The organism is Acinetobacter sp. P8-3-8 (genome assembly GCF_000214135.1).
Lineage (GTDB): Bacteria > Pseudomonadota > Gammaproteobacteria > Pseudomonadales > Moraxellaceae > Acinetobacter.
In genome coordinates this window covers 100,823-121,795 of the sequence record NZ_AFIE01000006.1, presented here as the reverse complement: position 1 = coordinate 121,795, position 20,973 = coordinate 100,823, and the positions used below count along the sequence as shown (strand labels likewise).

19 protein-coding genes are annotated in these 20,973 nt (G+C 38.0%); 15 read left to right on the top strand and 4 right to left on the bottom strand.

Annotated features, from left to right (window positions below):
- Nucleotides 1–56: 56 nt before the first annotated feature.
- Together leuS and GGG_RS21220 are read right to left on the bottom strand one after the other, a co-directional pair.
- Nucleotides 57–2,678 (bottom strand): leucine--tRNA ligase, encoded by a 2,622-nt coding sequence (gene leuS / locus GGG_RS0104900; RefSeq protein WP_010112736.1) that lies wholly within the window; start codon nucleotides 2,676–2,678, stop codon nucleotides 57–59.
- Nucleotides 2,679–2,812: 134 nt separating this feature from the next.
- Complete coding sequence (locus tag GGG_RS21220; protein WP_010112734.1) at nucleotides 2,813–3,205, bottom strand: DUF4124 domain-containing protein; 393 nt, start codon at nucleotides 3,203–3,205, stop codon at nucleotides 2,813–2,815.
- 587 nt (nucleotides 3,206–3,792) lie between these two features.
- Here GGG_RS21220 and GGG_RS0104890 point away from each other — a divergent pair.
- The 4 genes from GGG_RS0104890 to GGG_RS0104875 all read left to right on the top strand — a co-directional run bounded on the left by GGG_RS0104890 (nucleotide 3,793) and on the right by GGG_RS0104875 (nucleotide 8,187).
- Nucleotides 3,793–5,520: an acetolactate synthase 3 large subunit gene (locus GGG_RS0104890; protein ID WP_010112733.1), complete on the top strand. Its 1,728-nt coding sequence runs from the start codon at nucleotides 3,793–3,795 to the stop codon at nucleotides 5,518–5,520.
- On the top strand, nucleotides 5,517–6,008 hold the full coding sequence (ilvN, locus tag GGG_RS0104885) for an acetolactate synthase small subunit (RefSeq protein ID WP_010112732.1): 492 nt from the start codon (nucleotides 5,517–5,519) through the stop codon (nucleotides 6,006–6,008). Before GGG_RS0104890 ends, ilvN begins: the two co-directional genes overlap by 4 nt.
- Before the next feature lie 149 nt (nucleotides 6,009–6,157).
- On the top strand, nucleotides 6,158–7,174 hold the full coding sequence (ilvC, locus tag GGG_RS0104880) for a ketol-acid reductoisomerase (RefSeq protein ID WP_010112731.1): 1,017 nt from the start codon (nucleotides 6,158–6,160) through the stop codon (nucleotides 7,172–7,174).
- A gap of 185 nt (nucleotides 7,175–7,359) precedes the next feature.
- Nucleotides 7,360–8,187 carry a hypothetical protein gene (locus GGG_RS0104875; protein ID WP_010112730.1) on the top strand — a complete coding sequence of 276 codons (828 nt, stop codon included), beginning with the start codon at nucleotides 7,360–7,362 and terminating at the stop codon, nucleotides 8,185–8,187.
- A gap of 195 nt (nucleotides 8,188–8,382) precedes the next feature.
- Here the strand turns inward: GGG_RS0104875 and GGG_RS0104870 are convergent, their stop codons facing one another.
- The gene (locus GGG_RS0104870) at nucleotides 8,383–9,030 is read right to left on the bottom strand and encodes a hypothetical protein (protein WP_010112729.1); all 648 of its coding nucleotides are present in this window, start codon (nucleotides 9,028–9,030) and stop codon (nucleotides 8,383–8,385) included.
- A 115-nt stretch (nucleotides 9,031–9,145) separates the two neighbouring features.
- On the bottom strand, nucleotides 9,146–10,069 hold the full coding sequence (locus tag GGG_RS0104865; RefSeq protein ID WP_010112728.1) for a triacylglycerol lipase: 924 nt from the start codon (nucleotides 10,067–10,069) through the stop codon (nucleotides 9,146–9,148).
- A 672-nt stretch (nucleotides 10,070–10,741) separates the two neighbouring features.
- Between GGG_RS0104865 and GGG_RS0104860 the strand changes: the two genes are divergently transcribed.
- The 11 genes from GGG_RS0104860 to GGG_RS0104805 all read left to right on the top strand — a co-directional run bounded on the left by GGG_RS0104860 (nucleotide 10,742) and on the right by GGG_RS0104805 (nucleotide 20,958).
- A complete protein-coding gene (locus GGG_RS0104860) occupies nucleotides 10,742–11,248 on the top strand; it encodes a hypothetical protein (protein WP_010112726.1) in 507 nt (168 codons plus the stop codon).
- 95 nt (nucleotides 11,249–11,343) lie between these two features.
- Nucleotides 11,344–12,054, top strand: coding sequence for a molecular chaperone (locus tag GGG_RS0104855; protein ID WP_010112725.1), 711 nt, complete (start codon nucleotides 11,344–11,346; stop codon nucleotides 12,052–12,054).
- Nucleotides 12,055–12,063: 9 nt separating this feature from the next.
- Nucleotides 12,064–14,361, top strand: a complete 2,298-nt coding sequence (locus GGG_RS0104850; RefSeq protein WP_010112724.1) for a fimbria/pilus outer membrane usher protein — start codon at nucleotides 12,064–12,066, stop codon at nucleotides 14,359–14,361.
- A 43-nt stretch (nucleotides 14,362–14,404) separates the two neighbouring features.
- Nucleotides 14,405–14,818, top strand: a complete 414-nt coding sequence (locus GGG_RS0104845) for a hypothetical protein (protein WP_010112723.1) — start codon at nucleotides 14,405–14,407, stop codon at nucleotides 14,816–14,818.
- Nucleotides 14,819–14,995: 177 nt separating this feature from the next.
- Entirely contained in the window at nucleotides 14,996–16,282 is a 1,287-nt protein-coding gene (locus GGG_RS0104840; protein ID WP_010112721.1) for a glycosyltransferase family 1 protein, read from the top strand.
- Nucleotides 16,283–16,312: 30 nt separating this feature from the next.
- The gene (locus tag GGG_RS0104835) at nucleotides 16,313–16,864 is read left to right on the top strand and encodes a phosphatase PAP2 family protein (RefSeq protein WP_010112720.1); all 552 of its coding nucleotides are present in this window, start codon (nucleotides 16,313–16,315) and stop codon (nucleotides 16,862–16,864) included.
- A 273-nt stretch (nucleotides 16,865–17,137) separates the two neighbouring features.
- Nucleotides 17,138–17,338, top strand: coding sequence for a Fe-S cluster assembly protein IscX (gene iscX / locus GGG_RS0104825; RefSeq protein WP_010112719.1), 201 nt, complete (start codon nucleotides 17,138–17,140; stop codon nucleotides 17,336–17,338).
- A 130-nt stretch (nucleotides 17,339–17,468) separates the two neighbouring features.
- Entirely contained in the window at nucleotides 17,469–17,900 is a 432-nt protein-coding gene (gene ndk, locus GGG_RS0104820) for a nucleoside-diphosphate kinase (RefSeq protein ID WP_010112718.1), read from the top strand.
- Nucleotides 17,901–18,079: 179 nt separating this feature from the next.
- Nucleotides 18,080–19,315 (top strand): 23S rRNA (adenine(2503)-C(2))-methyltransferase RlmN, encoded by a 1,236-nt coding sequence (rlmN, locus tag GGG_RS0104815; RefSeq protein ID WP_010112717.1) that lies wholly within the window; start codon nucleotides 18,080–18,082, stop codon nucleotides 19,313–19,315.
- 60 nt (nucleotides 19,316–19,375) lie between these two features.
- Nucleotides 19,376–20,179, top strand: a complete 804-nt coding sequence (pilW, locus tag GGG_RS0104810) for a type IV pilus biogenesis/stability protein PilW (RefSeq protein ID WP_010112715.1) — start codon at nucleotides 19,376–19,378, stop codon at nucleotides 20,177–20,179.
- A complete protein-coding gene (locus GGG_RS0104805) occupies nucleotides 20,170–20,958 on the top strand; it encodes a helix-turn-helix domain-containing protein (RefSeq protein WP_010112713.1) in 789 nt (262 codons plus the stop codon). Before pilW ends, GGG_RS0104805 begins: the two co-directional genes overlap by 10 nt.
- Nucleotides 20,959–20,973: the final 15 nt, after the last annotated feature.

The following is a 20,973-nucleotide window of genomic DNA, read 5'->3' as shown; positions in this document are numbered from 1 at the left end:
TTTTTTCATAAAATCCCTCCAAACCTCCCTTTTAGAAAGGGAGGCTTAAAAGCGTTTTAAACCACCAAATTCACTAATTTATTCGGCACAACAATTTCTTTCTTGGTTGGGCCTGTCAAGAATTGTTGAACTTCAGGTAATGCTTTTGCCAATGCCAATAATTCATCTTTCGATACATCAACAGATACTTCTAACTTACCACGAAGTTTACCATTCACCTGTACCACAATCGTTTGCGTATTACGCGTCAATGCAGATTCATCCACGCTAGGGAACAATACAGTGGTTAAATCAATGCCAAATTCAGCCAATAAAGTTTGGCTTAAATGCGGTGCAAATGGCGCAAGTAAAGTGAGTAAGGTAATAATCGCTTCACGTGCAACAGCAACATCATTGTCATCTTTAGCTTCAAACTTGTTGCAAGCATTGAGTAATTCCATCAATGCTGCAATAGCTGTGTTGAACGCATGACGACGTTCGATGTCATCACCAACTTTCTGAATGGTTTCATGAGTTTTACGACGTAAATCTTGAGCATCCGTAGAAAGCGTTGCTGTATCAATTGCAGCAGCAGAGTTGTCTTTTTCAAGGAAGCCAGTGGTTAAACGCCAAACACGTTTTAAGAAACGGTTTGAACCTTCAACACCTGCATCAGACCATTCAAGCGATTGATCGGGTGGTGCTGCAAACATCATAAACACACGTGCGGTATCTGCGCCGTATTGATCAATAATGGCTTGAGGGTCAATACCATTATTTTTTGACTTCGACATTTTCTCTTGACCGCCAACCACAACCTCTTGGCCATCACCTTGATATTTCGCCGAAATAATACGACCTTTCTCGTCTTTTTCTAATTCGATATCTGCTGGGTTAAACCAAGTTTTCTTACCAGAATCAGCTTCACGATAGAATGTATCTGCAAGCACCATACCTTGAGTTAAAAGGTTAGTGAATGGTTCATTGCCTTGTACTACACCTTCATCACGCATTAACTTGTGGAAGAAACGTGCATAAAGTAAATGTAGAATCGCATGTTCTACACCACCGATATATTGATTGACAGGAAGCCATGTTTGCGCAGCTTCAGGTTTCACTAGGCCACCAGTAAAATCAGGAGATGCATAGCGAGCATAGTACCAAGATGACTCTACAAAAGTATCCAAAGTATCGGTTTCACGACGTGCATCGCCGCCACAGCTTGGACATTGAGTTTCATAGAATTCAGGCATCTTATTCAATGGATTACCTGAACCATCTGGCACGACATCCGTAGGAAGTACAACAGGAAGTTGCTCTTCAGGGACAGGAACCTGACCACATTTTTGGCAGTTAACCATTGGAATTGGACAACCCCAATAACGTTGACGAGAAACGCCCCAGTCACGTAAGCGGAATTGAACTTTAGGATTCGCCAATTCTTGCGGTTGTAATTTAACGAGTAAAGCGTCATAGGCTTGTTGAATGGTTAAGCCGTTAAACTCACCTGAGTTAATCAAAGAGCCTTCTTTAACGCCATACCAGTCCTGCCAGTTTTGTGTATCGTACGCACCATCACCTTCTTTGGCATTGTCGATCACCTGAGTGATCGGAAGACCGAATTTATTGGCAAATTCAAAGTCGCGCTCATCATGTGCAGGAACGCCCATCACAGCGCCTGAACCGTATGACATCAACACATAGTTGGCGATCCAAACAGGAACTTGTTCATTGGTTACAGGATGTTGAACAAACAGGCCTGTTGCCATGCCTTTTTTCTCAGCAGTGGCAAGATCGGCTTCTGCAACAGAACCCATACGGCATTCTTCAATAAATGCTTTTAAAGCATCATTGTTTTCAGCAGCTTTTAGTGCAATAGGATGTTCTGCTGCTACCGCAACATAACTTACACCCATCAACGTATCTGGACGAGTGGTATAAACGGTTAATGCATCTGCATAAACGTCTGGATTCGCTGATGGGAAGGTAACATCCATCCCTTGAGAGCGACCAATCCAATTACGTTGCATCGTTAAGACTTGTTGAGGCCAACCGTCTTTTAAGGTATCTAAATCGTCTAATAATTCTTGTGCATAATCGGTGATACGGAAGTAGTACATTGGAATATCACGTTTTTCAACCAATGCACCTGAACGCCAACCACGTCCATTTTCAACTTGCTCATTCGCAAGAACAGTTTGATCCACTGGATCCCAGTTCACTGTTGAAAGCTTGCGATAAATCAGGCCTTTTTTATACAGTTGAACGAATAACCATTGTTCCCAGTGATAATATTCAGGTGTGCAAGTCGCAAATTCACGATCCCAATCTACAGAAAGACCAAGTTTCTTTAATTGATCACGCATATACGCGATGTTTTCAAAAGTCCATTTGGCAGGTGCAACTTGATGAGCGATTGCTGCATTTTCAGCAGGCAAACCAAACGCATCCCAACCCATAGGCTGTAGCACAGTTTCACCTTTGAGACGGTGGAAACGGCTAATCACATCGCCAATCGTGTAGTTACGCACATGACCCATATGCAGTTTGCCGCTTGGGTAAGGGAACATCGAGAGGATATAACGACGTGGACCTTCTACAGTGTCGGCAACTTTAAAAGATTTGCGATCTTCCCAGTCTTTTTGGACTTGAGGCTCAATCGCGCTCGCTTGATATTCAGGGTCAATATGAGTAGTCATAAACGTATTTTGAGAGCAATGGTTAAAAAACTGTGTTGCACAGCATAGCGCAAAATACACCAAAAAGTGAATTTTGCGCGTGATTTAAAACTGAAAAAATTAAAGTGTTTTATTATTTTGCCACTTTAATTCAATTATCGAGCGACTTCGGCATTCGCTGGCGCATTTTGAGTCATTGGTAATGCTGTATTCGTTTCTTTCTGCTGATTGCTTACTGGAGTTTGGTTTTGTCCATTATTTACAGGCGCAGGTGCTGTATTTGTTGGTGCAGATGGTTGTGCAACGGCTGGTTGTTGTACGGGTGCAGGTTTTGCTGTTGTTGATGAGTTTCCTCCCCAACCATAGGTTTCTACTTTGGCTTTACTACGTGCGCTTTTAGGCGGTGGTGTCGTGGTGTAATGCGTAGAACCTTTACTGTCTACCCATTTATAATACTGTTTTGCATGTGTTGCCGTCATTGTCATGCCTAAAACAGCAGCAACCAATGTTGCAAGAACCGTGTGTGCTAAACCATTTTTTTGTTTCATTGTGAAAGACCTTCGCATCAATTTTTATAGACAGAAAGTTAAATTTTTTCTGATCTCTATCTAACTAGCTAATATACATTGGTTCGTTTTAAACGAGTCTGCATATTTTATAAGATTTGTCTATATTTTATACTATTTTGTATTTTTTAAAATAATTCTCTCTAAATTTTATTGATTTATAAGTGATTGAAATTTTATTTATAAATGGTTAAAAAAAAGGAATAGTTTTAAAATTAAGCGGATGGTAAATAATCAATAAAAACCCCGTCAGAAACCTTGACTTTGTTCGCTAAAACTACAAAAATGCTTGCTTTAGTTTCAGATGTTTTATTCGATCACCCTTCGAATAAAAATATCAAAGCAGGCAATAACGTTTTCTCTAAGCCGAGAAAACGAAGCTAACCGAAAAATGTTTATCCCAACATATTTCAGTGATTCATACAGCTCAAACGGTTGCGTGAAGATTTTATTATTTATTGCTGCAAAAACTTTTAAATATGTGTGCTATAACAGAGCACACAATCAATGAATGAAAACACGGACTATGTCTCCCATAGTGCTGTGGAAAAAAGATTAGGGTGAATACGTTGGAACTTTTATCTGGTGGTGAAATGCTTGTTCGTGCATTGGCGGACGAAGGCGTTGAACATGTTTTTGGATATCCAGGCGGCGCAGTATTACATATTTATGATGCGCTATTTAAACAAGATAAAATCAATCATTATCTCGTACGTCATGAGCAAGCTGCTGGTCATATGGCAGATGCATACTCACGCGTAACGGGTAAAACTGGGGTGGTGCTGGTCACTTCTGGCCCAGGCGCAACAAATACCGTAACACCAATTGCAACAGCTTATATGGACTCAATCCCAATGGTGATTTTGTCTGGTCAAGTTGCATCACATCTTATTGGTGAAGACGCGTTCCAAGAAACGGATATGGTCGGTATTTCTCGTCCGATCGTAAAACACAGTTTCCAAGTGCGTCATGCGAGTGAAATTCCTTCAATTATTAAAAAAGCATTCTATATTGCTTCTTCTGGTCGTCCGGGACCAGTTGTTGTTGATATTCCAAAAGATGCTACAAATCCTGCTGAAAAATTTGCTTACGAATATCCTGATAAAGTGAAAATGCGCTCTTATCAGCCACCTCAACGAGGTCATTCAGGGCAAATTCGTAAAGCGATTGAAGAACTGATCAATGCTAAGCGTCCTGTTATTTATACAGGTGGTGGTGTTGTTCAAGGGAATGCTTCTGGATTATTGACTGAATTAGCACATTTATTAAATTACCCAGTCACCAATACGCTCATGGGCTTAGGTGGTTTCCCAGGTAATGATGAGCAATTCATTGGCATGTTGGGTATGCATGGTACTTATGAAGCCAATATGACCATGCATAATGCAGATGTGATCTTGGCAATCGGTGCACGTTTTGATGACCGTGTAACCAATAACCCTGCTAAATTCTGTACCAATGCTAAAGTCATCCATATTGATATCGATCCTGCGACGATTTCAAAAACAATCATGGCGCATATTCCAATCGTAGGTGCGGTAGAGCCTGTACTTCAAGAGATGTTGGTTCAATTGAAACAAATGAATGTTTCAAAACCAAATCCTGAAGAGATTGCTGCATGGTGGGCACAGATCAATGAATGGCGCAAAGTTCATGGTTTACGTTATGAGCCGGGTGTTGATGGTGTAATGAAACCACAGCAAGTGGTTGAAGCACTGGATCGTATTACCAATGGTGAAGCGATCATTACTTCAGACGTTGGTCAGCATCAAATGTTTGGTGCAATGTATTACAAATACAAGCACCCTCGTCAATGGATCAATTCTGGTGGTTTAGGCACCATGGGCGTAGGTTTACCTTATGCGATGGCTGCTAAATTGGCATTCCCTGAAAAACAAGTCGTGTGTATTACAGGTGAAGCATCGATTCAGATGTGTATTCAAGAGCTATCAACCTGTAAGCAATATGGCATGAATGTTAAAATTTTATGCTTAAATAACCGTGCGTTAGGTATGGTTAAACAATGGCAAGATATGAACTATGAAGGACGTCATTCAAGTTCTTATATTGAATCATTGCCTGATTTCTCAAAATTAATGGAAGCTTACGGTCACGTAGGTATTCAAATTGACCATGCAGATGAGCTTGAATCTAAGTTAAAAGAAGCGATGGCAATTAATGATAAATGTGTATTCATCAATGTGATGGTTGATCGTACAGAGCATGTTTATCCAATGTTGATTGCAGGTCAATCTATGCAAGATATGTGGTTATCTAAAGGGGAGCGTACTGAATGAGACATATTATTTCTGTACTCGTTGAAAACGAAGCTGGTGCGCTTTCTCGTCTAGTGGGTTTGTTTAGTCAGCGTAACTACAATATTGAAACTCTGAATGTTGCACCGACTGAAGATCCAACATTGTCACGTTTGACATTAACGACTTATGGTAATGAGCATAAAATTGAGCAAATTACTAAGCAACTCAATAAATTAGTTGAAGTTGTGAAAGTAGTTGATTTGTCTGAAGGTGCGCACATTGAGCGTGAACTGATGCTGATTAAAGTCAAAGCATTAGGTTCAGCACGTGCTGAAATTAAGCGTACTGCTGATATTTTCCGTGCTCAAATTGTCGATGTAACACCGACGACCTATACCATTCAAATTGCAGGTACAACAGAAAAGATTGATGGCTTTATCGATGCGCTTGCTGAAAACACAATTTTAGAAGTTGTGCGTTCAGGTGTGTCAGGTATTGCACGTGGTGAAAAAGTACTTTCACTCTAGTTTTATCTTTACTGGTTATTAATCATTTGATTTTTCATTCCCTCATGTATAACCTCTCCTGAGCATAGGAGAGGGACTTAGACTAGAAGATTCCAAACAATAATCTTCAGGATAAGAAGAGGAAACACAGCATTTTAGCGGAGACAGCAATGCAAATTTTTTACGATAAAGACACAGACTTATCTATCATCCAATCTAAAAAAGTAGCGATCATTGGCTACGGTTCACAAGGTCATGCGCATGCGCTTAACCTTAAAGATTCAGGCGTTGACGTAACTGTAGGTTTACGTGCAGGTTCTGCATCTTGGAAGAAAGCTGAGAATTCTGGTCTTAAAGTTGCTGAAGTTCCTGCTGCTGTAGCGCAAGCTGACGTAGTAATGATCTTAACTCCAGATGAATTCCAGTCTTCACTTTACCGTGACGTGATTGAGCCAAACATCAAGCAAGGTGCAACTTTAGCATTTGCTCATGGTTTCTCTATTCTTTATAACCAAGTTGTGCCACGCGCTGACTTAGACGTAATCATGGTTGCGCCTAAAGCACCTGGTCATACAGTACGTTCTGAATACCAACGTGGTTCTGGTGTTCCAGATCTTATCGCTATTCATCAAGATGCTTCTGGTAATGCACGTAATGTAGCACTTTCTTATGCTTCTGGCGTAGGTGGTGGTCGTACAGGTATCATCGAAACTTCTTTCCGTGAAGAAACTGAAACTGACTTATTCGGTGAGCAAGCTGTTCTTTGTGGTGGTGCAGTAGAATTAGTGAAAATGGGCTTCGAAACTTTAGTTGAAGCTGGTTATGCGCCTGAAATGGCTTACTTTGAATGTCTACACGAACTTAAATTGATCGTGGACTTGATGTTCGAAGGCGGTATCGCAGACATGAACTATTCAGTATCTAACAACGCTGAATATGGCGAATATGTAACGGGTACAGAAGTGATTAACGAACAATCTCGTGAAGCGATGCGTAATGCACTTAAACGGATCCAATCTGGTGAATATGCGAAAATGTTCATCCAAGAAGGTGCGTTGAACTACCCGTCTATGACTGCTCGTCGCCGTCAAAACGCTGCTCATGGTATCGAAGTAACAGGTAACAAGTTACGTGCAATGATGCCTTGGATTCAAGCAAACAAGATTGTAGATAAAGAAAAGAACTAAGGTTACGTGCCTTGCAAAAAATGGAAAGCAGTGCTTTCCATTTTTTATACCTTGGATTCAAGCAAATAAAATCGTTGATAAAGAGAAAAACTAATTTTTAGTTTTCTTGTAAAAGCCCACTCTTTTGAGTGGGCTTTTTTGTGATAAATTACGCATTCTTGATCATTTGAATGTCGTATTCAACCATGAAAACTCAATTCTTCATCGCAATGACTGTATTATCAATTTCATGCTCCAGTTTTGCAGAAACAACACCAACAGCGATCAATACGGAATTCAAGCCGTTTAATGGCGTACGTGTATCTATGCAACGAATGCTTAAATCAAGTGAAGGTCGATACTTTATGAGTTTGTATGCAGGTATCGCCAATCCACATGCGACATTGACCGATTTGATGAATAATACAACGACTGATTTTAAAGGTACGCAAAAAGGTGATCGGTTAGATTTAAAATCAATGAATACGAATGCTGATGGCAAAAATAGCAACGATCAGCTGACAGGGATGTTAAATGCAAATACAGGTTTGTTTAATGCATCGTTGTTAAAAAAATCAAAGACTGTTGGTCAATCAATACTGTTTGAACCTGCTTTTAAAGTAAGTAATAAACCTGTATTTACTTTCAAGTTTTATGGACAGAATGATCCGAATAGCCCGTATGGAAAAACTTTAAAGCGTGTAGATGTATTGAATAAAAATAATAATATGGTTGTGCAACGCTTAACTGGATTTGATGCCTTTCCGAATAGCATTGGTTATATGGATATAAACTTTGATGGCTATTATGATGTAATTTTATCTGATGTGGCGCAAGGTCGGAAAGTGGATGAAAAACGTTATATTTATTGGATGTATAATCCAAAAACACAACAATTTCAACGTTCTACGCAACTAGAAAAAATTGTCGGTTTTCCAAAATTACAGGGTGAAAAACAACAAATTGATTTTGGAAATGGACAGATTTATCAAGTGAAAAATGGATTGTTGAATCGTATAGTAAATGACGAATAATATTGATAAGCCAAGCTGAATTTAATTTCTAAATTCAGCTTTGTTGCACTTCATCTGAGAATCTAAGATGAGAATCATGGCTTAAAATAATGAACAATACTTAATTTTAAGTATTTTTGAGTTTATTTTTGGGAGTAAGTATTTAGTCCTGAAATAGGTTGCCTCAATCTTGTTGCTATGTTCGCCATGAATTTATTATTGTTCATAAAAAGCATGTGTTAAATCTTGCCCTAGATATTGTATGCGGATTTTTTTAACCAATTTTAAGCGTTCCGAATCTTGCATATTTTCCAGATTTATTTGTTTTGAAAGCTGTTCAGCTTGTGCTTGATAATGAATATAACGTGTTAGAGCATCTAAAATAGAGGCTTCATTGATTTGTTTTGTGTGTGATTCAATGTTGAGACCACTTTGTTTTTCTTGAAGAATATGTTGTGCGAGAGCCATAACACCGGTTTGCCCAACCTGTGGATAAACAACAAGTAAATAATCAAAACTATCTTTAATATTGGTGTCGATAATGATTTTTTTATCATTCGTAAAATGCCAATTCGCTAATATTTCGGTGCCATTCAATAAGGGATTTTGTTCAAGAGCTACTTGTGCTTGTGGAAGAAAGGCAGAAAAATCAGTGGTCGTTTGAGGAGCGGGGGAAGGTTGTTGTTTAGTGATTGAGGTTGCCGTCGGAGCGCTAAGAGGATCTATTGCTATTTTTTTTGACGTGCTCGTGTCTGAATGATTTTGGTTTTTCGGTGCTGAATGGGTCAAATAGCTATACAATAATATGCACAGTAATATGCTTACGATAAGGATAAAACCAGTAATTAAATATGCATTTTTCATGTGATATCTTTCATGTTGTTGTAATGATATTTTGAATAAAAAAATTGAATGATTATGTAAAAGAAAAGGGGATTCCCTTTTCTTTTAGCGTGTTTTAACAATAAGAATAATGCGCTTATAAACCTGCACCTTTCAGTCGATTGGCATGAGCTTTATATACGATGATAGGATTTGGTGCGGAAAGACCCACTAAGCCATTGGTTTGATTGACTTCATCCAAATGATTCCATGGGATATTGTCTTGAAGCACAAAGCCAAAATGGTTGGAGCAGCGATTGATCCAGCCATCATTGGGTTGGGTTGAGAGTAAGGATTGAGCGAACATCCAAGCATCTGTGACATCGAAACCATTGGTCAGCACAGCTGTTCCTCCCATAGAATAAAGATAATGACCATCGTTATACGGGCTTGTCTGTGATCCACAGTTACTCACTACACCTTTAGGATAAATTTGATTAAATGCTCGGATACCTACCGTACTGGTTGAATTGAGATAAGCTTGTTTATCTTGCGGTAAATGATGTCCATCTAAGGCATTGCTTACTCCGCCAACCAATTCATACATCCAATCAAGGATATTTGTCCAAGGATTCGCTAAGGCGTAATCCGAAGGGAAAGAACCATCATTCGGCGCACCTATTGTAGTGACAGAGGCAACCCAGTCAGGATGTTTTGCCATGACATAACGTGCATCGATACCGCCGTGGCTATGGCCAATCAAATTGAATTTGGTATAACCGTATTGCTGACGTAAATTTTCAAGATATGCAATAGTCTGTTCTCCACGGACTTCGGTAGAGTTGACTGCTGAACGGGTAGGTGCGTAAACAATAGCGCCTTCATGACGAAGTGCATCGGGAATACCATAAAAATAATCTGAACCGAGTAGATGTTCTGATCCTAAAAAGCCATGTAGTAATACGATAGGGTATTTGGTTTGAGCATACGTCCCTGCGAAGGAAAAAGAACTAAAACCAAATAAAATAAAAGTGATAAGTTGTATGAATAATAATTTAAATTTCCGTGTTCGTTGAACCATAATCATGTTCCTTTACTCACGTTATTAATATGAAAATAAAATACTAAGATTCCAGTTATTGTTGATTTAGCGGGGTTGTTATAAATCCAACTAAAGTTGGAATATTTTGATTATATTGTAAATTGAATCATGCTTTAACTAGATTCCGATAATCTGTTTTGGAAGTGGTTATTTGTTAGAAGCATTGTTTTTAAATTTTGCCATGAGTCAATCATGACTATTTTTGAGTTTTGAGAATTTTTGTTTTTTGATAAGAAGTAAATGTTGAAAAAAGCGAGGTATAAATGAAGGATCTAAAATTGTGACTTATTTTACGTTATTTTAATTTTTTAATCATTTTTTTATTAATATTTTGATAATTTATTATTTTAACTTTGTAGACTATTATTTAAAATAATAAACAATACTTAATTTTAAGTAGTTTGAAATTTATTATTAAAAATAATTTATTTATTTATTTTTTTAATACAGATGTTAAAATATTTATTTTAATTAATTGATATTATTTAATTTTTAATAAATTTAAATTTTGTGTAATTTTTGATTTAAAAAAATATTTTAATTAAATTTTAATCTACTTATTTTTAGTGATTCTCATTGTTGTCTCTTCGTTTTATAAATTAATCATCCTTTAATCGGAAAGGATTAATTCAACAAGTTGGGGATAACATTATGAACGTGTTTACAAAATCTTTGCTTGCTACATTGGTGTTGGGTGCTGCTTCAACTGCAATCTACGCAGAAGATGACGCTGGTAGTGCAGATCGCGGAGTTCGTCCACCTGCAGGTTGTGGTGAACTTTGTACAGGAAGTATTCCAATTGAATTAACAGTCCAAAAACATTGTGACTTGGATGTCTTAACAAACAAAATTACACTAACAGATGGCGGTTCCGGTAACGGACAGTTCAAAGTCGGTGCCAATGCTCCTTATAACTTATTGGTGACTACAACCAATGGTTCAAAAGTGAAAATGGGTACAAATGAAATTCCAATTAACGTAACCACAAAATTAGCAGGCAGTGCAACAAATATTCCTTTAGGTACTGCTCAAACTAATATCGCTGTGGCACTAGGCGGTTGGAATACTTATAACGTGAATGTAACTAGTGCTGCTGTTGGAATCAGCAAACCAGCGGGTGTGTATACAGACCAATACAATATCAAAGTCTATTTCTAACTCGTGTTGCATAAGTAAATCTATGTGAAAAGTAGACTCTATCTTTACGGTGGAGTCTACTCATTTGAAAAATAAAAAAAATTAGGGGTTAGGTTATGAATAAATTATTCAATGTGCTAGTGCTTGGAACAGTCTTGTTAAGCCCAAATATCTATGCGGGTTTAAAAATTAGTCCGATCCAACTCTATATCTCAGAAAAGACCAGACAGCGCAGTGCGACAATCACACTGGAATCCAGCGGTCTTAAAGAAGCAAAAATATTTGAAATGTCTGCAGTAAAATGGACACAGAATGACAAAAGTGAAGATGTGTTTGAGCCAGATCCAACGATTTTAATCAACCCAAAAAACTTTGTTATTCAGCCAGAGAGTAAGCAGATTGTGCGTGTTGGTTTTACTCAACCCTTAGCTGCAATCGTAGGCCCGCAAGAGAAAACTTGGCGTATTATTTTTAGTGAAGTACCTGCTGTCGCCAAAGAAACTTCGGTGAGTTTTTTGTTTAATATTTCAGTACCTTTATTCTTGGGAAATCAAGATAAAGACAAACTGGATATCAAAACCGCATATAACCAAGATAACTTGGTGATGAATGTTAAAAATGATTCAAGCTCTCATCTACAGATTTTCAAAATTAGGATTATTGATGCAAATCAAAAGGAAGTTGCTATCAGTAATGAAATGAAATATTTGCTTCATGGACAGCAATATACTTTTAATTTTGGTAATGTGAAGTTAAGTAATTCAACGCAATACACTCTAAAAATTGACACAGATAAAGATGAAAAACCTTTAGAAATGAAGTTGTAGGGGGATGCTATGTATGCACGAACTCTGCTTTTTATCCAATGTGTGTTGTGTGGAATGGCAACGCAGGCAAACACAGATGTGCCTCAAAATATCTCGATCAGTAATATTTGGTTAAATGGGATTGATCGAAATGCGGAAACGTTATTACTCGAAGAAAATCAATCGAAATATGTGGAATGCGCGGTTTTAGAGAAGCTACAAATTTTGGTGACTAAACTCCAAAGAAATCCGACACAAGCGCAATATTGTTTAGTGACGGATGGAAAGGTGAATGCTGAAGTTGATTTGGCATTGCAATCAATCAAAATTGACCTCCCCGCTGATTATTTTGTAGGGAGTGATTTTGCACAAGATCGCTCCATTCCTACTCCTGCACATTTCGGCGCTTTTCTAAATTATGATTTGTTCTATGGTCAAGACAATGATCAGCATAATTTTAGTACTTTGGCTGAATTAGGTGTTTTTAAAGATTATTGGTTGTTTAAGAATGCCATGATCTATCGCGATTCGGCCGTTGATCAAAAAGTTGTGCGTTTGAATACCGTAATTGATATTGATTTTCCAGAGCGCTATACCCGTTTAACAGTGGGGGATACCACCAGTGTTTTGAATCCATTAATGAATTCTTTTCGTTTTGGTGGGGTGACATACGGTACTAATTTTACTGAGCATCCTGATTTTATTTATTGGAATATGCCGACACTAAAAGGAAGTGCTTTATTACCTTCAACGGTCGATCTCTATATTAATGGGGTCAATATTTATCAACAAAATGTTACTCCTGGACATTATGCATTACAGTCAGGTGCCAATATTCAACAAGCAGGTGAGGCACAGATTGTTGTAGAAGATGTGTTGGGAAATCGAACGGTTCAAAAATTCCCAGTGTATATCAATAGTCGTTTATTAAAACCTGATTTAAATGAGTATAGTTTTTCATTAGGGAAAATTCGTTATAACTATGAATATGCGGATGATGACTATCGAGAATTTTTTTCAAGTGCATATTTTAGACGAGGGCTCAGTGAGCAAACGACTTTAGGTTTTAATGCATCTTATAGCAAAGATTTACAGAATTTTGGGTTACTTTGGACACAAGGGATTAGTCGCTTTGCTTTATTAGATTTGAGTGTTAGTGGTAGTCGAACATCATTGGATGAGGGTTATTCGATTGGTGCTTCACTGACACGAAATGTGGGTAATCTTTCTATGGGTGTGAGTAGTAAATATTCAAATCCAGAGTACAAGTCATTGGGTTATAACGATTTTATTGAAACCACTAAATTTGATAATTTAGCTTATCTCAGTTTTTATAATGTGCCGTATTTGAACAACGTCAACGTCAATTATGTCGAAAGACGTTACCATGAAAACCCACAGTTTAACATTCCAGATACCAAAATATTAAACCTCGGCTTCACTCGAATGGTGGGTAAGAAAATATCTTTTTCAGCCAGTTATTTTAAAGAGTTTCAAAATGATGGAAATGAGGGCGCGTTTTTTTCCTTTAGCTATTATTTTGATAATAACCGAAGTGTATATGTGGATCACTCTACGGATAATGAAAGCCGATTGCGTTGGGTAAGAAACTCCCCAGTTCAAAATGGTATTGATTATTCATTAGGTGTGAATCAAAGAGATGGGGATGTTTCGTATAACGGTTATGCGATGTTTAAATCTACTTATGGGGATTTAGGTGTTAGTTATGATCGTAGTGCAGATAATTTCCATGATACCCAAGTCACTTATCGAGGTGCATTAACATTGCTTGGTGGTCACACTGCAATGACCAAATATGTGGATAATGCCTTCGCTTTAGTCAAAGTTGGCGATTATGCCGATGTCGATGTATTCCGTTCATTATCACCGATTGGTAGAACTCGCAAAGATGGCTCCTTATTTGTTCATAATATCGTGCCTTATATTGCCTATGACCTTTCTTTTGACCAAGATCAATTACCGATAGAAGATAAAATTGAATTTGCGGATAAAAAACTTGTTGCGTTAAATCAGCGTGGTTATGTGGTGAATTTCCCGATTTACAAAACCAAACTCATGGTTGTGAAATTACTGACCCCTGATCACAAAACATTATCAAGAGCTTCAGAAGTCTATATTGATGACAATCGACAAGAATTCTCTCCAGTCGATGCAGATGGCAAGGTGTATTTATATGGTTTAAAACCAAGCAAATACCGCTTATTTGTAAAAACCTCTGGCGAACGTACCTGCAATGCACAACTCGATATTCCTCAAGATCGTTTGGATGAAATGGCATCCAAAGTGATTGAGCTGATTTGTGAATGATTGATTTGTTAATAATCGCTTTTGAGTAAGCATGGAGATGAAAATGAAAATATTTTTATTGACGCTAATGATGGTCTCTATTGCAACATCAGGTTATGCACACCAGTGTAGCATGGGGGAAATGAGCGAAACCAATATGCGTTTGGGAAGCTACTACAAAAGCCAAACAGCAACCAGTTTTTCAGTGCGTTGCGATCAATCTTATTCGATTCGATTTAGTAGTCTGAATTTAAACAGTAGTGATGGTAATAGCTTTGTCAGTAATGGTAAATATCGTTTACGGACACGGATGAGTATTACAGGTGCAAATGCAAATCTTTGGAATGTTCCTTTGTCGGCGCAAGCATCTAATCAAGGACATAAATATGTAGTTGCAGTGCAATTGGAAGATCAACCTTCTATTCGAGTCCCAGCAGGAAAGTATAGAGATGTTATTTTTGTGAACTTAATGTTTTAAAGTGAGCAAGTAAGCGTGATTTTTAAACTTAAATAATGCCTTAATTTTTGAAAATTAAGGCATTATTGTATTTAATGTGGTTTATTTTATTCGGACTGTCAAAAAAACGTCACGAAAAAAACATTAAAATGTAAGAAACATCACCTAATCTATTTAAAAATGAAGAGATTAGGTCGTATGAACAAGACGTACGCAGAAACCTTGCAGTTTAGACAACAAGAAGTACCCGACCACTTTAAATTCTATTTTAAACAAAAAAAGCAAAACACCACGACGCAAAGTGAAAACTTGATTCGTGATTTAACCAAACCACGTTTAAAAATCGCCATTGTGACAGAAACATGGCCACCTGAAATTAATGGTGTCGCATTATCGCTCTTGCAACTGTGTAAAGGATTGCAAAATCAAGGACATAAAATCTTATTAATTCGTCCTGCACAGAAACAGAAATGCCATGATTTTTCACCAAATCGAGAGTGCTTGGTGAATGGACAATCTATTCCCAAATATCCAGATATGAAATTTGGTTGGCCTCAATATTTAAAAGTATCTCAAGCAATTTCTTCTTTTGCTCCCGATGTGGTGCATATCGTGACAGAAGGGCCGCTGGGTTTTACCGCTTTACATGCTGCCAAATCTAGGCAGATTCCTGTATCGAGTGGCTTCCATTCACAATTTCAAGAATTTAGTCGTTTTTTTGATTTAGCATTCTTAGTTCGACCGATTCAGAGTTATTTAAGATGGTTTCATAATGCGACACAACTGACTTGTGTACCCAGTCGCGATACTGAAATAGCACTTCGTGAATTTGGCGTGAATTGTCCATTGGTTGTGGTTGGTCGTGGCATAGATACCGAACGATTTTCCGCACAGCGATATTCAGAAAAACTCAGACAGCAATGGGGTGTTGATGATGATACGACAGTACTGTTGTATGTCGGCAGACTATCTTCTGAAAAAGAAATTAATGTACTTATCGATGCCTATGTCGCATTAAAAAAGCATCATCAAAAGAAAACCAAACTGGTATTGGTTGGTGATGGGCCAGATCGTACACGCTTAGAAAAAATGCAAGGTGCGGATCAGGTTATTTTCATGGGAAGTCTGAGTGGCATTCAACTTGCTGAAGCGTATGCTAGTGCCAATGTCTTCGTTTTTGCAAGCCAAGTGGAAACCTTTGGTAATGTGGTACTTGAAGCGATGGCAAGTGGTTTGCCGATCATTGCCTATGATTATGCATGTGCTCAACTACACGTTAAACATTGTAAAACAGGTTGGTTAAGCCCCATTGGACAAAAGCATCAACTGATTCAACACATCTTTGATTTGCCAGATAATTCAACCCTAAAACAGATGGGGAATATGGCAATGCAAGATGTGCAACATGCGGGATGGCAACATCCTGTACAGCAGTTTGAACAAGCACTTTATCAAGTAACGCAGGACGCTATGCTGCTTACTTAGTTAATCTCTAATCAAAAGAGGAGAGTGACAATGAATTTTAAAAATACCAAAATAAAAATGCTCGATCTTGACCTAAAAGGTTGCTTATATCTCAATAATTTATCGCAGACTCAAAGTATTGCGATGTTCTTTAAAGTCGTAAGTCGTTTAGGTGATGGTGGGTTTTGGTACACCATGTTGGCTTTAATTTTGCTACAAATGGGTTTGGCTTATGTAATACAACTGGTTTATGTGGTTGTGGCTGGTTCTTTAGGAACAGCGATCTATAAATTTTTAAAACATAAAACAGTCAGACCGAGACCGTATCAAGTACACCAAGTGATTGTCATGGGTGAACGTCCGCTAGATCATTTTAGTTTTCCATCTGGACATACTTTGCATGCGGTGATGGCAACGATTGTCTTTGGTTATATTCAACCTTCGTTACTTTTTATCATGCTGCCATTTACTGTTTTGGTCGCACTGTCACGCATGGTCCTTGGTTTGCATTATCCTAGTGACGTGATTGTTGGCGCATTGATCGGCGCAAGTGTCGCAAGTGTAATCATTTTAAGTGCATCTTTGCTCGGTGTGATTTTATGATGATTTATTTTGTGATTGCCTGTTATTTCATCTTTAAGGGATCTGATGATTTTGATCATCAAGCTTTTAACTTTGAATAATTTTTCTCAATGTCTATTCAGTGTTACCCACGTATTTTGTTTGATTTTAAATGTAAAAGACTGCTTAGCAACGTATATATGCAATGCATATAATGTAGGAAATGATTTATTTTGAAAGAGTCGAGTTTCTGAAAGAAGCGAGATTTGCTACAGTAGTCATATTAAGACGAACTATTGAACGAAGGAAAATTAAATGGGTTTACGTTGGACAGATACCATTGATATCGCCATTGAGTTAACTGAAGCACATCCAGATGTAGATCCACAATGGGTGCGTTTTACCGATTTACATGCATGGATTTGTGCGTTACCTGAATTTAGCGATGACCCGACAAAATCGACTGAAGGTTTGTTGGAAGCGATTCAAATGGCTTGGATTGATGAAGCAAATTAATGCTGAAAAGCAGTATTAAAATACTGTACATCGAAAAAACCATTTTTTTACAGATTAAAAGCAGCAAACTGTCGATTATTCGGTATAATGCGCCAAAAATTTCGTGTCAAATTGACTTAAGGAGCCGATCATGGCTATTGAACGTACTTTATCTATCGTAAAACCAGATGCAGTTGCTAAAAACCACATTGGTGATATCTTCGCTCGTTTCGAAAAAGCTGGTCTTAAAATCGTTGCGACTAAAATGAAGCACCTTTCTCAAGCAGAAGCTGAAGGTTTCTATGCTGAACATAAAGAACGTGGTTTCTTTGGTGACTTAGTTGCATTCATGACTTCTGGTCCAGTTGTTGTGTCTGTTCTTGAAGGTGAAAACGCAGTTCTTGCTCACCGTGAAATTTTAGGTGCTACAAACCCTAAAGAAGCTGCTCCTGGTACAATCCGTGCAGATTTCGCTGTAAGCATCGACGAAAACGCTGCTCATGGTTCTGACTCAGTTGCATCTGCTGATCGTGAAGTAAACTACTTCTTCGCTCAAACTGAAGTTTGCCCACGTACTCGTTAATTCGACGTATTTAGGGTTTCTTTTACTCAATCATTAAATCTCCGATTTATGAATTGGTAACAGACCCGAAACCAGATAGGTGATATACTGCTTGTCTGGTTTTTTTATTTTTGTTGTATTTATTGTTCAGATATTGATCAATATGTTTTATCCCATGACATGTTTTAGGTAGTAGTCACATGAATTCTGAAGTTGTCGCTTCATCATTAAATCAAGATGAACAGCAGCCTGCATCATCTAAATTTGTTCAGCTTGAGCAAGTGGAGAAAGTGAATTTACTTGGCATGTCACGTCCACAATTGGAAAAATTTTTCGAAGATTTAGGCGAGAAAAAATTCCGTGCTGGGCAGGTGATGAAATGGATTCATCAATTTTTTGTGACAAATTTTGCTGAAATGACCAATATTTCAGGGAAATTACGTGAAAAATTAGAAAGAATTTGTGAAATTAAAGCGCCCGAAGTGGTTCACCGCAATTATTCTAAAGATGGAACACGTAAATGGGTGTTCCGTGTGGGTGATGGTGACGGTTCTCTCGTTGAAACTGTACTTATTCCAGCTGAAGATAAAACAGGTTTGCGTAAAACGTTGTGTATTTCCTCACAAGTAGGTTGCGCACTAGATTGTTCATTTTGTTCGACAGGTAAACAAGGTTTCCAACGTGATTTGACGCCTGATGAAATCATTGGTCAGTTATGGGTTGCAAACTATTCTTATATGGAAGACGTTGCTGTTGCAGAGCGTGAACGTTCAGTGACCAATGTTGTAATGATGGGAATGGGCGAACCCTTACTCAACTATGATGCTGTGTTGAGTTCAATGCATATCATGTTGGATGATTTTGCTTATGGTATGTCTAAACGCCGTGTAACATTATCAACCTCAGGTGTTGTGCCGAAAATAGATCAATTGGCGAAAGATATTGATGTTGCACTCGCGATTTCTTTACATGCGCCTAATGATGAATTACGCAATGAATTGGTTCCAATCAATAAGAAGTACCCATTAGAACAACTGATTGCCGCATGTCAGCGTTATATTGGCAAAGATGGTAATGAAAGTTCACGTAAACATGTCACGATTGAGTATGTGATGTTGGAAGGTGTGAACGATCAACCTGAACATGCGCAACAAATGATTAAGTTATTGAAAAATTTACCAAGTAAAATTAATTTAATTCCGTTTAACCCTTTTCCACATGCGCCGTATGGTCGTTCAAGCCGAAATCGTATTATTTCTTTCCAAAAAACTTTGTCTGATGCAGGATTTGTGTGTACGATTCGTCAGACACGTGGTGATGATATTGATGCAGCTTGTGGGCAGTTGGTCGGACAAGTGGCAGATCGAACACGTCGTGCAGAACAGTGGAAGAAGAAAGTTGCTGAACGTACTGAAATTATACGTTCACAAGGTTAAATGATTTGTAGGATAACTCTACTTTATTGAATATCGGGGGGGCAGGCTTTGAGAAAATCGATGTATTCACAAGCAATTGCTGTATTCGCAATAGGCTTCTCTGCATTGGTGCTTCAGGGCTGTCAGTCGACCAGTTCCGATACCATTACTAAAAAAGATCCTGAAAAAGCAGTTAAAGTTCGTACTCAACTTGCTGCTGAATATATTCGTACAGGTGATTTGGATGCTGCAAAACGCTCATTAGATCAAGCATTAGAGGCTGAACCACGAGATTCAACTGCCAATATGATGATGGGTGTTTTATTACAACAAGAAGGCAGTAAAATCAGCATGGAAAAAGCGGACGGCTATTTTAAGCGCGCGATTTCCAGTGACTCAAAAAATGCACAAGCTCGTAATAATTATGGAACATATTTATTTATTGTTGAGCGCTATAATGATGCGATCGAACAGCTCCAGATTGCAGGTGCAACGCTTGGTTATGATCAACGTTATAAAGCACTTGAAAATTTAGGGCGTGTTTATCTTAAAGTTGGCGATGTCGCAAATGCTGAAAAAGCATTTAAACAAGCTTTGCAAGTCAATCGTGATTCCATTATTGCTTTGGTGGAATTATCTGAGCTTTTTTATTTGCAGCAAAAAAATGCACAAGCAAGTCAACTTTATGAGCAATATGTTCGTTTAGTAGGTCAGAATAACCAAGGTGCACGTGCACTTTGGATTGGTTTACGTATTGCACGTGCCAATAATGACCAAATGGGAATGCAAGTGTTGGTCAACCAACTCCGTGCTTTATTCCCAGAAAGTCAAGAATATCAACGTTATCTGCAATTACAGTACAGTACTGAGGCCGTATGGAAGTAAATCCTAATTCACAGCAACCTACAGGTTCAAACGTAGCATCGAATGGTTTAGGAAATGTTCAACGTCCAGGTGAGTACTTGCGCCAAGTTCGAGTATCTAAGAACCTAGACATTAACGATGTTGCAGCAGAGTTGAAAATGCCTGTAAAAACTTTACAAGCATTGGAGCATGATGAATATAAATCATTGCCTGAAGCAACATTTATTAAGGGTTATTATCGTTCTTATGCAAAGTATTTGAATGTCGATGCAACAGCAATCATTCAACGCTTCGATGAAATTTATCAAAATGATACGGGGCTTTTACCGAATCATGCTTTGAATAACTCTCCAATTAAGATCATGGGTAAACTCCCTGGCTCAAATCGTGATCGCAATAAAAAATGGTTAAAGCGTTTTTTTATCGCGCTTATTGCTATTGCGGTGATTTGGGCATTGATTGCGGGTATTCAAAAGTGGACATCGAACAAAAACGTAGATGCTGATGCTAAACCACAAGAATCTGATGTAGAAGTTTTGAATTTAAATAATTCAGCTTCAACTTCGGGGGATCAAATGGTATTGAATTTTAGCCATCCAACATCTGTGCATATTGTTGATAGTACAGGTAAAGTTTTGGCAACTGGGCGTCAATCGTCTACTTTAAATATCAGTGGTACTTCACCATTTGAAATTCGACTCGATGATGCAACTGCTGTGTCATTAAGCCTTAATAATGAACAGATTTCATTGTCACCATATACAGTGAACGGAAAAGCCGAATTCCGTTTGTCACGTTAATGGGCAAAGAGTAGA

Excerpts from the sequence above, each read along its gene's own strand:
- leuS (WP_010112736.1), bottom strand. The coding sequence starts at position 2,678 with ATGACTACTCATATTGACCCTGAATATCAAGCGAGCGCGATTGAGCCT.
- GGG_RS21220 (WP_010112734.1), bottom strand. The coding sequence starts at position 3,205 with ATGAAACAAAAAAATGGTTTAGCACACACGGTTCTTGCAACATTGGTT.
- ilvN (WP_010112732.1), top strand. The coding sequence starts at position 5,517 with ATGAGACATATTATTTCTGTACTCGTTGAAAACGAAGCTGGTGCGCTT.
- ilvC (WP_010112731.1), top strand. The coding sequence starts at position 6,158 with ATGCAAATTTTTTACGATAAAGACACAGACTTATCTATCATCCAATCT.
- GGG_RS0104875 (WP_010112730.1), top strand. The coding sequence starts at position 7,360 with ATGAAAACTCAATTCTTCATCGCAATGACTGTATTATCAATTTCATGC.
- GGG_RS0104870 (WP_010112729.1), bottom strand. The coding sequence starts at position 9,030 with ATGAAAAATGCATATTTAATTACTGGTTTTATCCTTATCGTAAGCATA.
- GGG_RS0104865 (WP_010112728.1), bottom strand. The coding sequence starts at position 10,069 with ATGGTTCAACGAACACGGAAATTTAAATTATTATTCATACAACTTATC.
- GGG_RS0104860 (WP_010112726.1), top strand. The coding sequence starts at position 10,742 with ATGAACGTGTTTACAAAATCTTTGCTTGCTACATTGGTGTTGGGTGCT.
- GGG_RS0104855 (WP_010112725.1), top strand. The coding sequence starts at position 11,344 with ATGAATAAATTATTCAATGTGCTAGTGCTTGGAACAGTCTTGTTAAGC.
- GGG_RS0104850 (WP_010112724.1), top strand. The coding sequence starts at position 12,064 with ATGTATGCACGAACTCTGCTTTTTATCCAATGTGTGTTGTGTGGAATG.
- GGG_RS0104845 (WP_010112723.1), top strand. The coding sequence starts at position 14,405 with ATGAAAATATTTTTATTGACGCTAATGATGGTCTCTATTGCAACATCA.
- GGG_RS0104840 (WP_010112721.1), top strand. The coding sequence starts at position 14,996 with ATGAACAAGACGTACGCAGAAACCTTGCAGTTTAGACAACAAGAAGTA.
- GGG_RS0104835 (WP_010112720.1), top strand. The coding sequence starts at position 16,313 with ATGAATTTTAAAAATACCAAAATAAAAATGCTCGATCTTGACCTAAAA.
- iscX (WP_010112719.1), top strand. The coding sequence starts at position 17,138 with ATGGGTTTACGTTGGACAGATACCATTGATATCGCCATTGAGTTAACT.
- ndk (WP_010112718.1), top strand. The coding sequence starts at position 17,469 with ATGGCTATTGAACGTACTTTATCTATCGTAAAACCAGATGCAGTTGCT.
- rlmN (WP_010112717.1), top strand. The coding sequence starts at position 18,080 with ATGAATTCTGAAGTTGTCGCTTCATCATTAAATCAAGATGAACAGCAG.
- pilW (WP_010112715.1), top strand. The coding sequence starts at position 19,376 with ATGTATTCACAAGCAATTGCTGTATTCGCAATAGGCTTCTCTGCATTG.
- GGG_RS0104805 (WP_010112713.1), top strand. The coding sequence starts at position 20,170 with ATGGAAGTAAATCCTAATTCACAGCAACCTACAGGTTCAAACGTAGCA.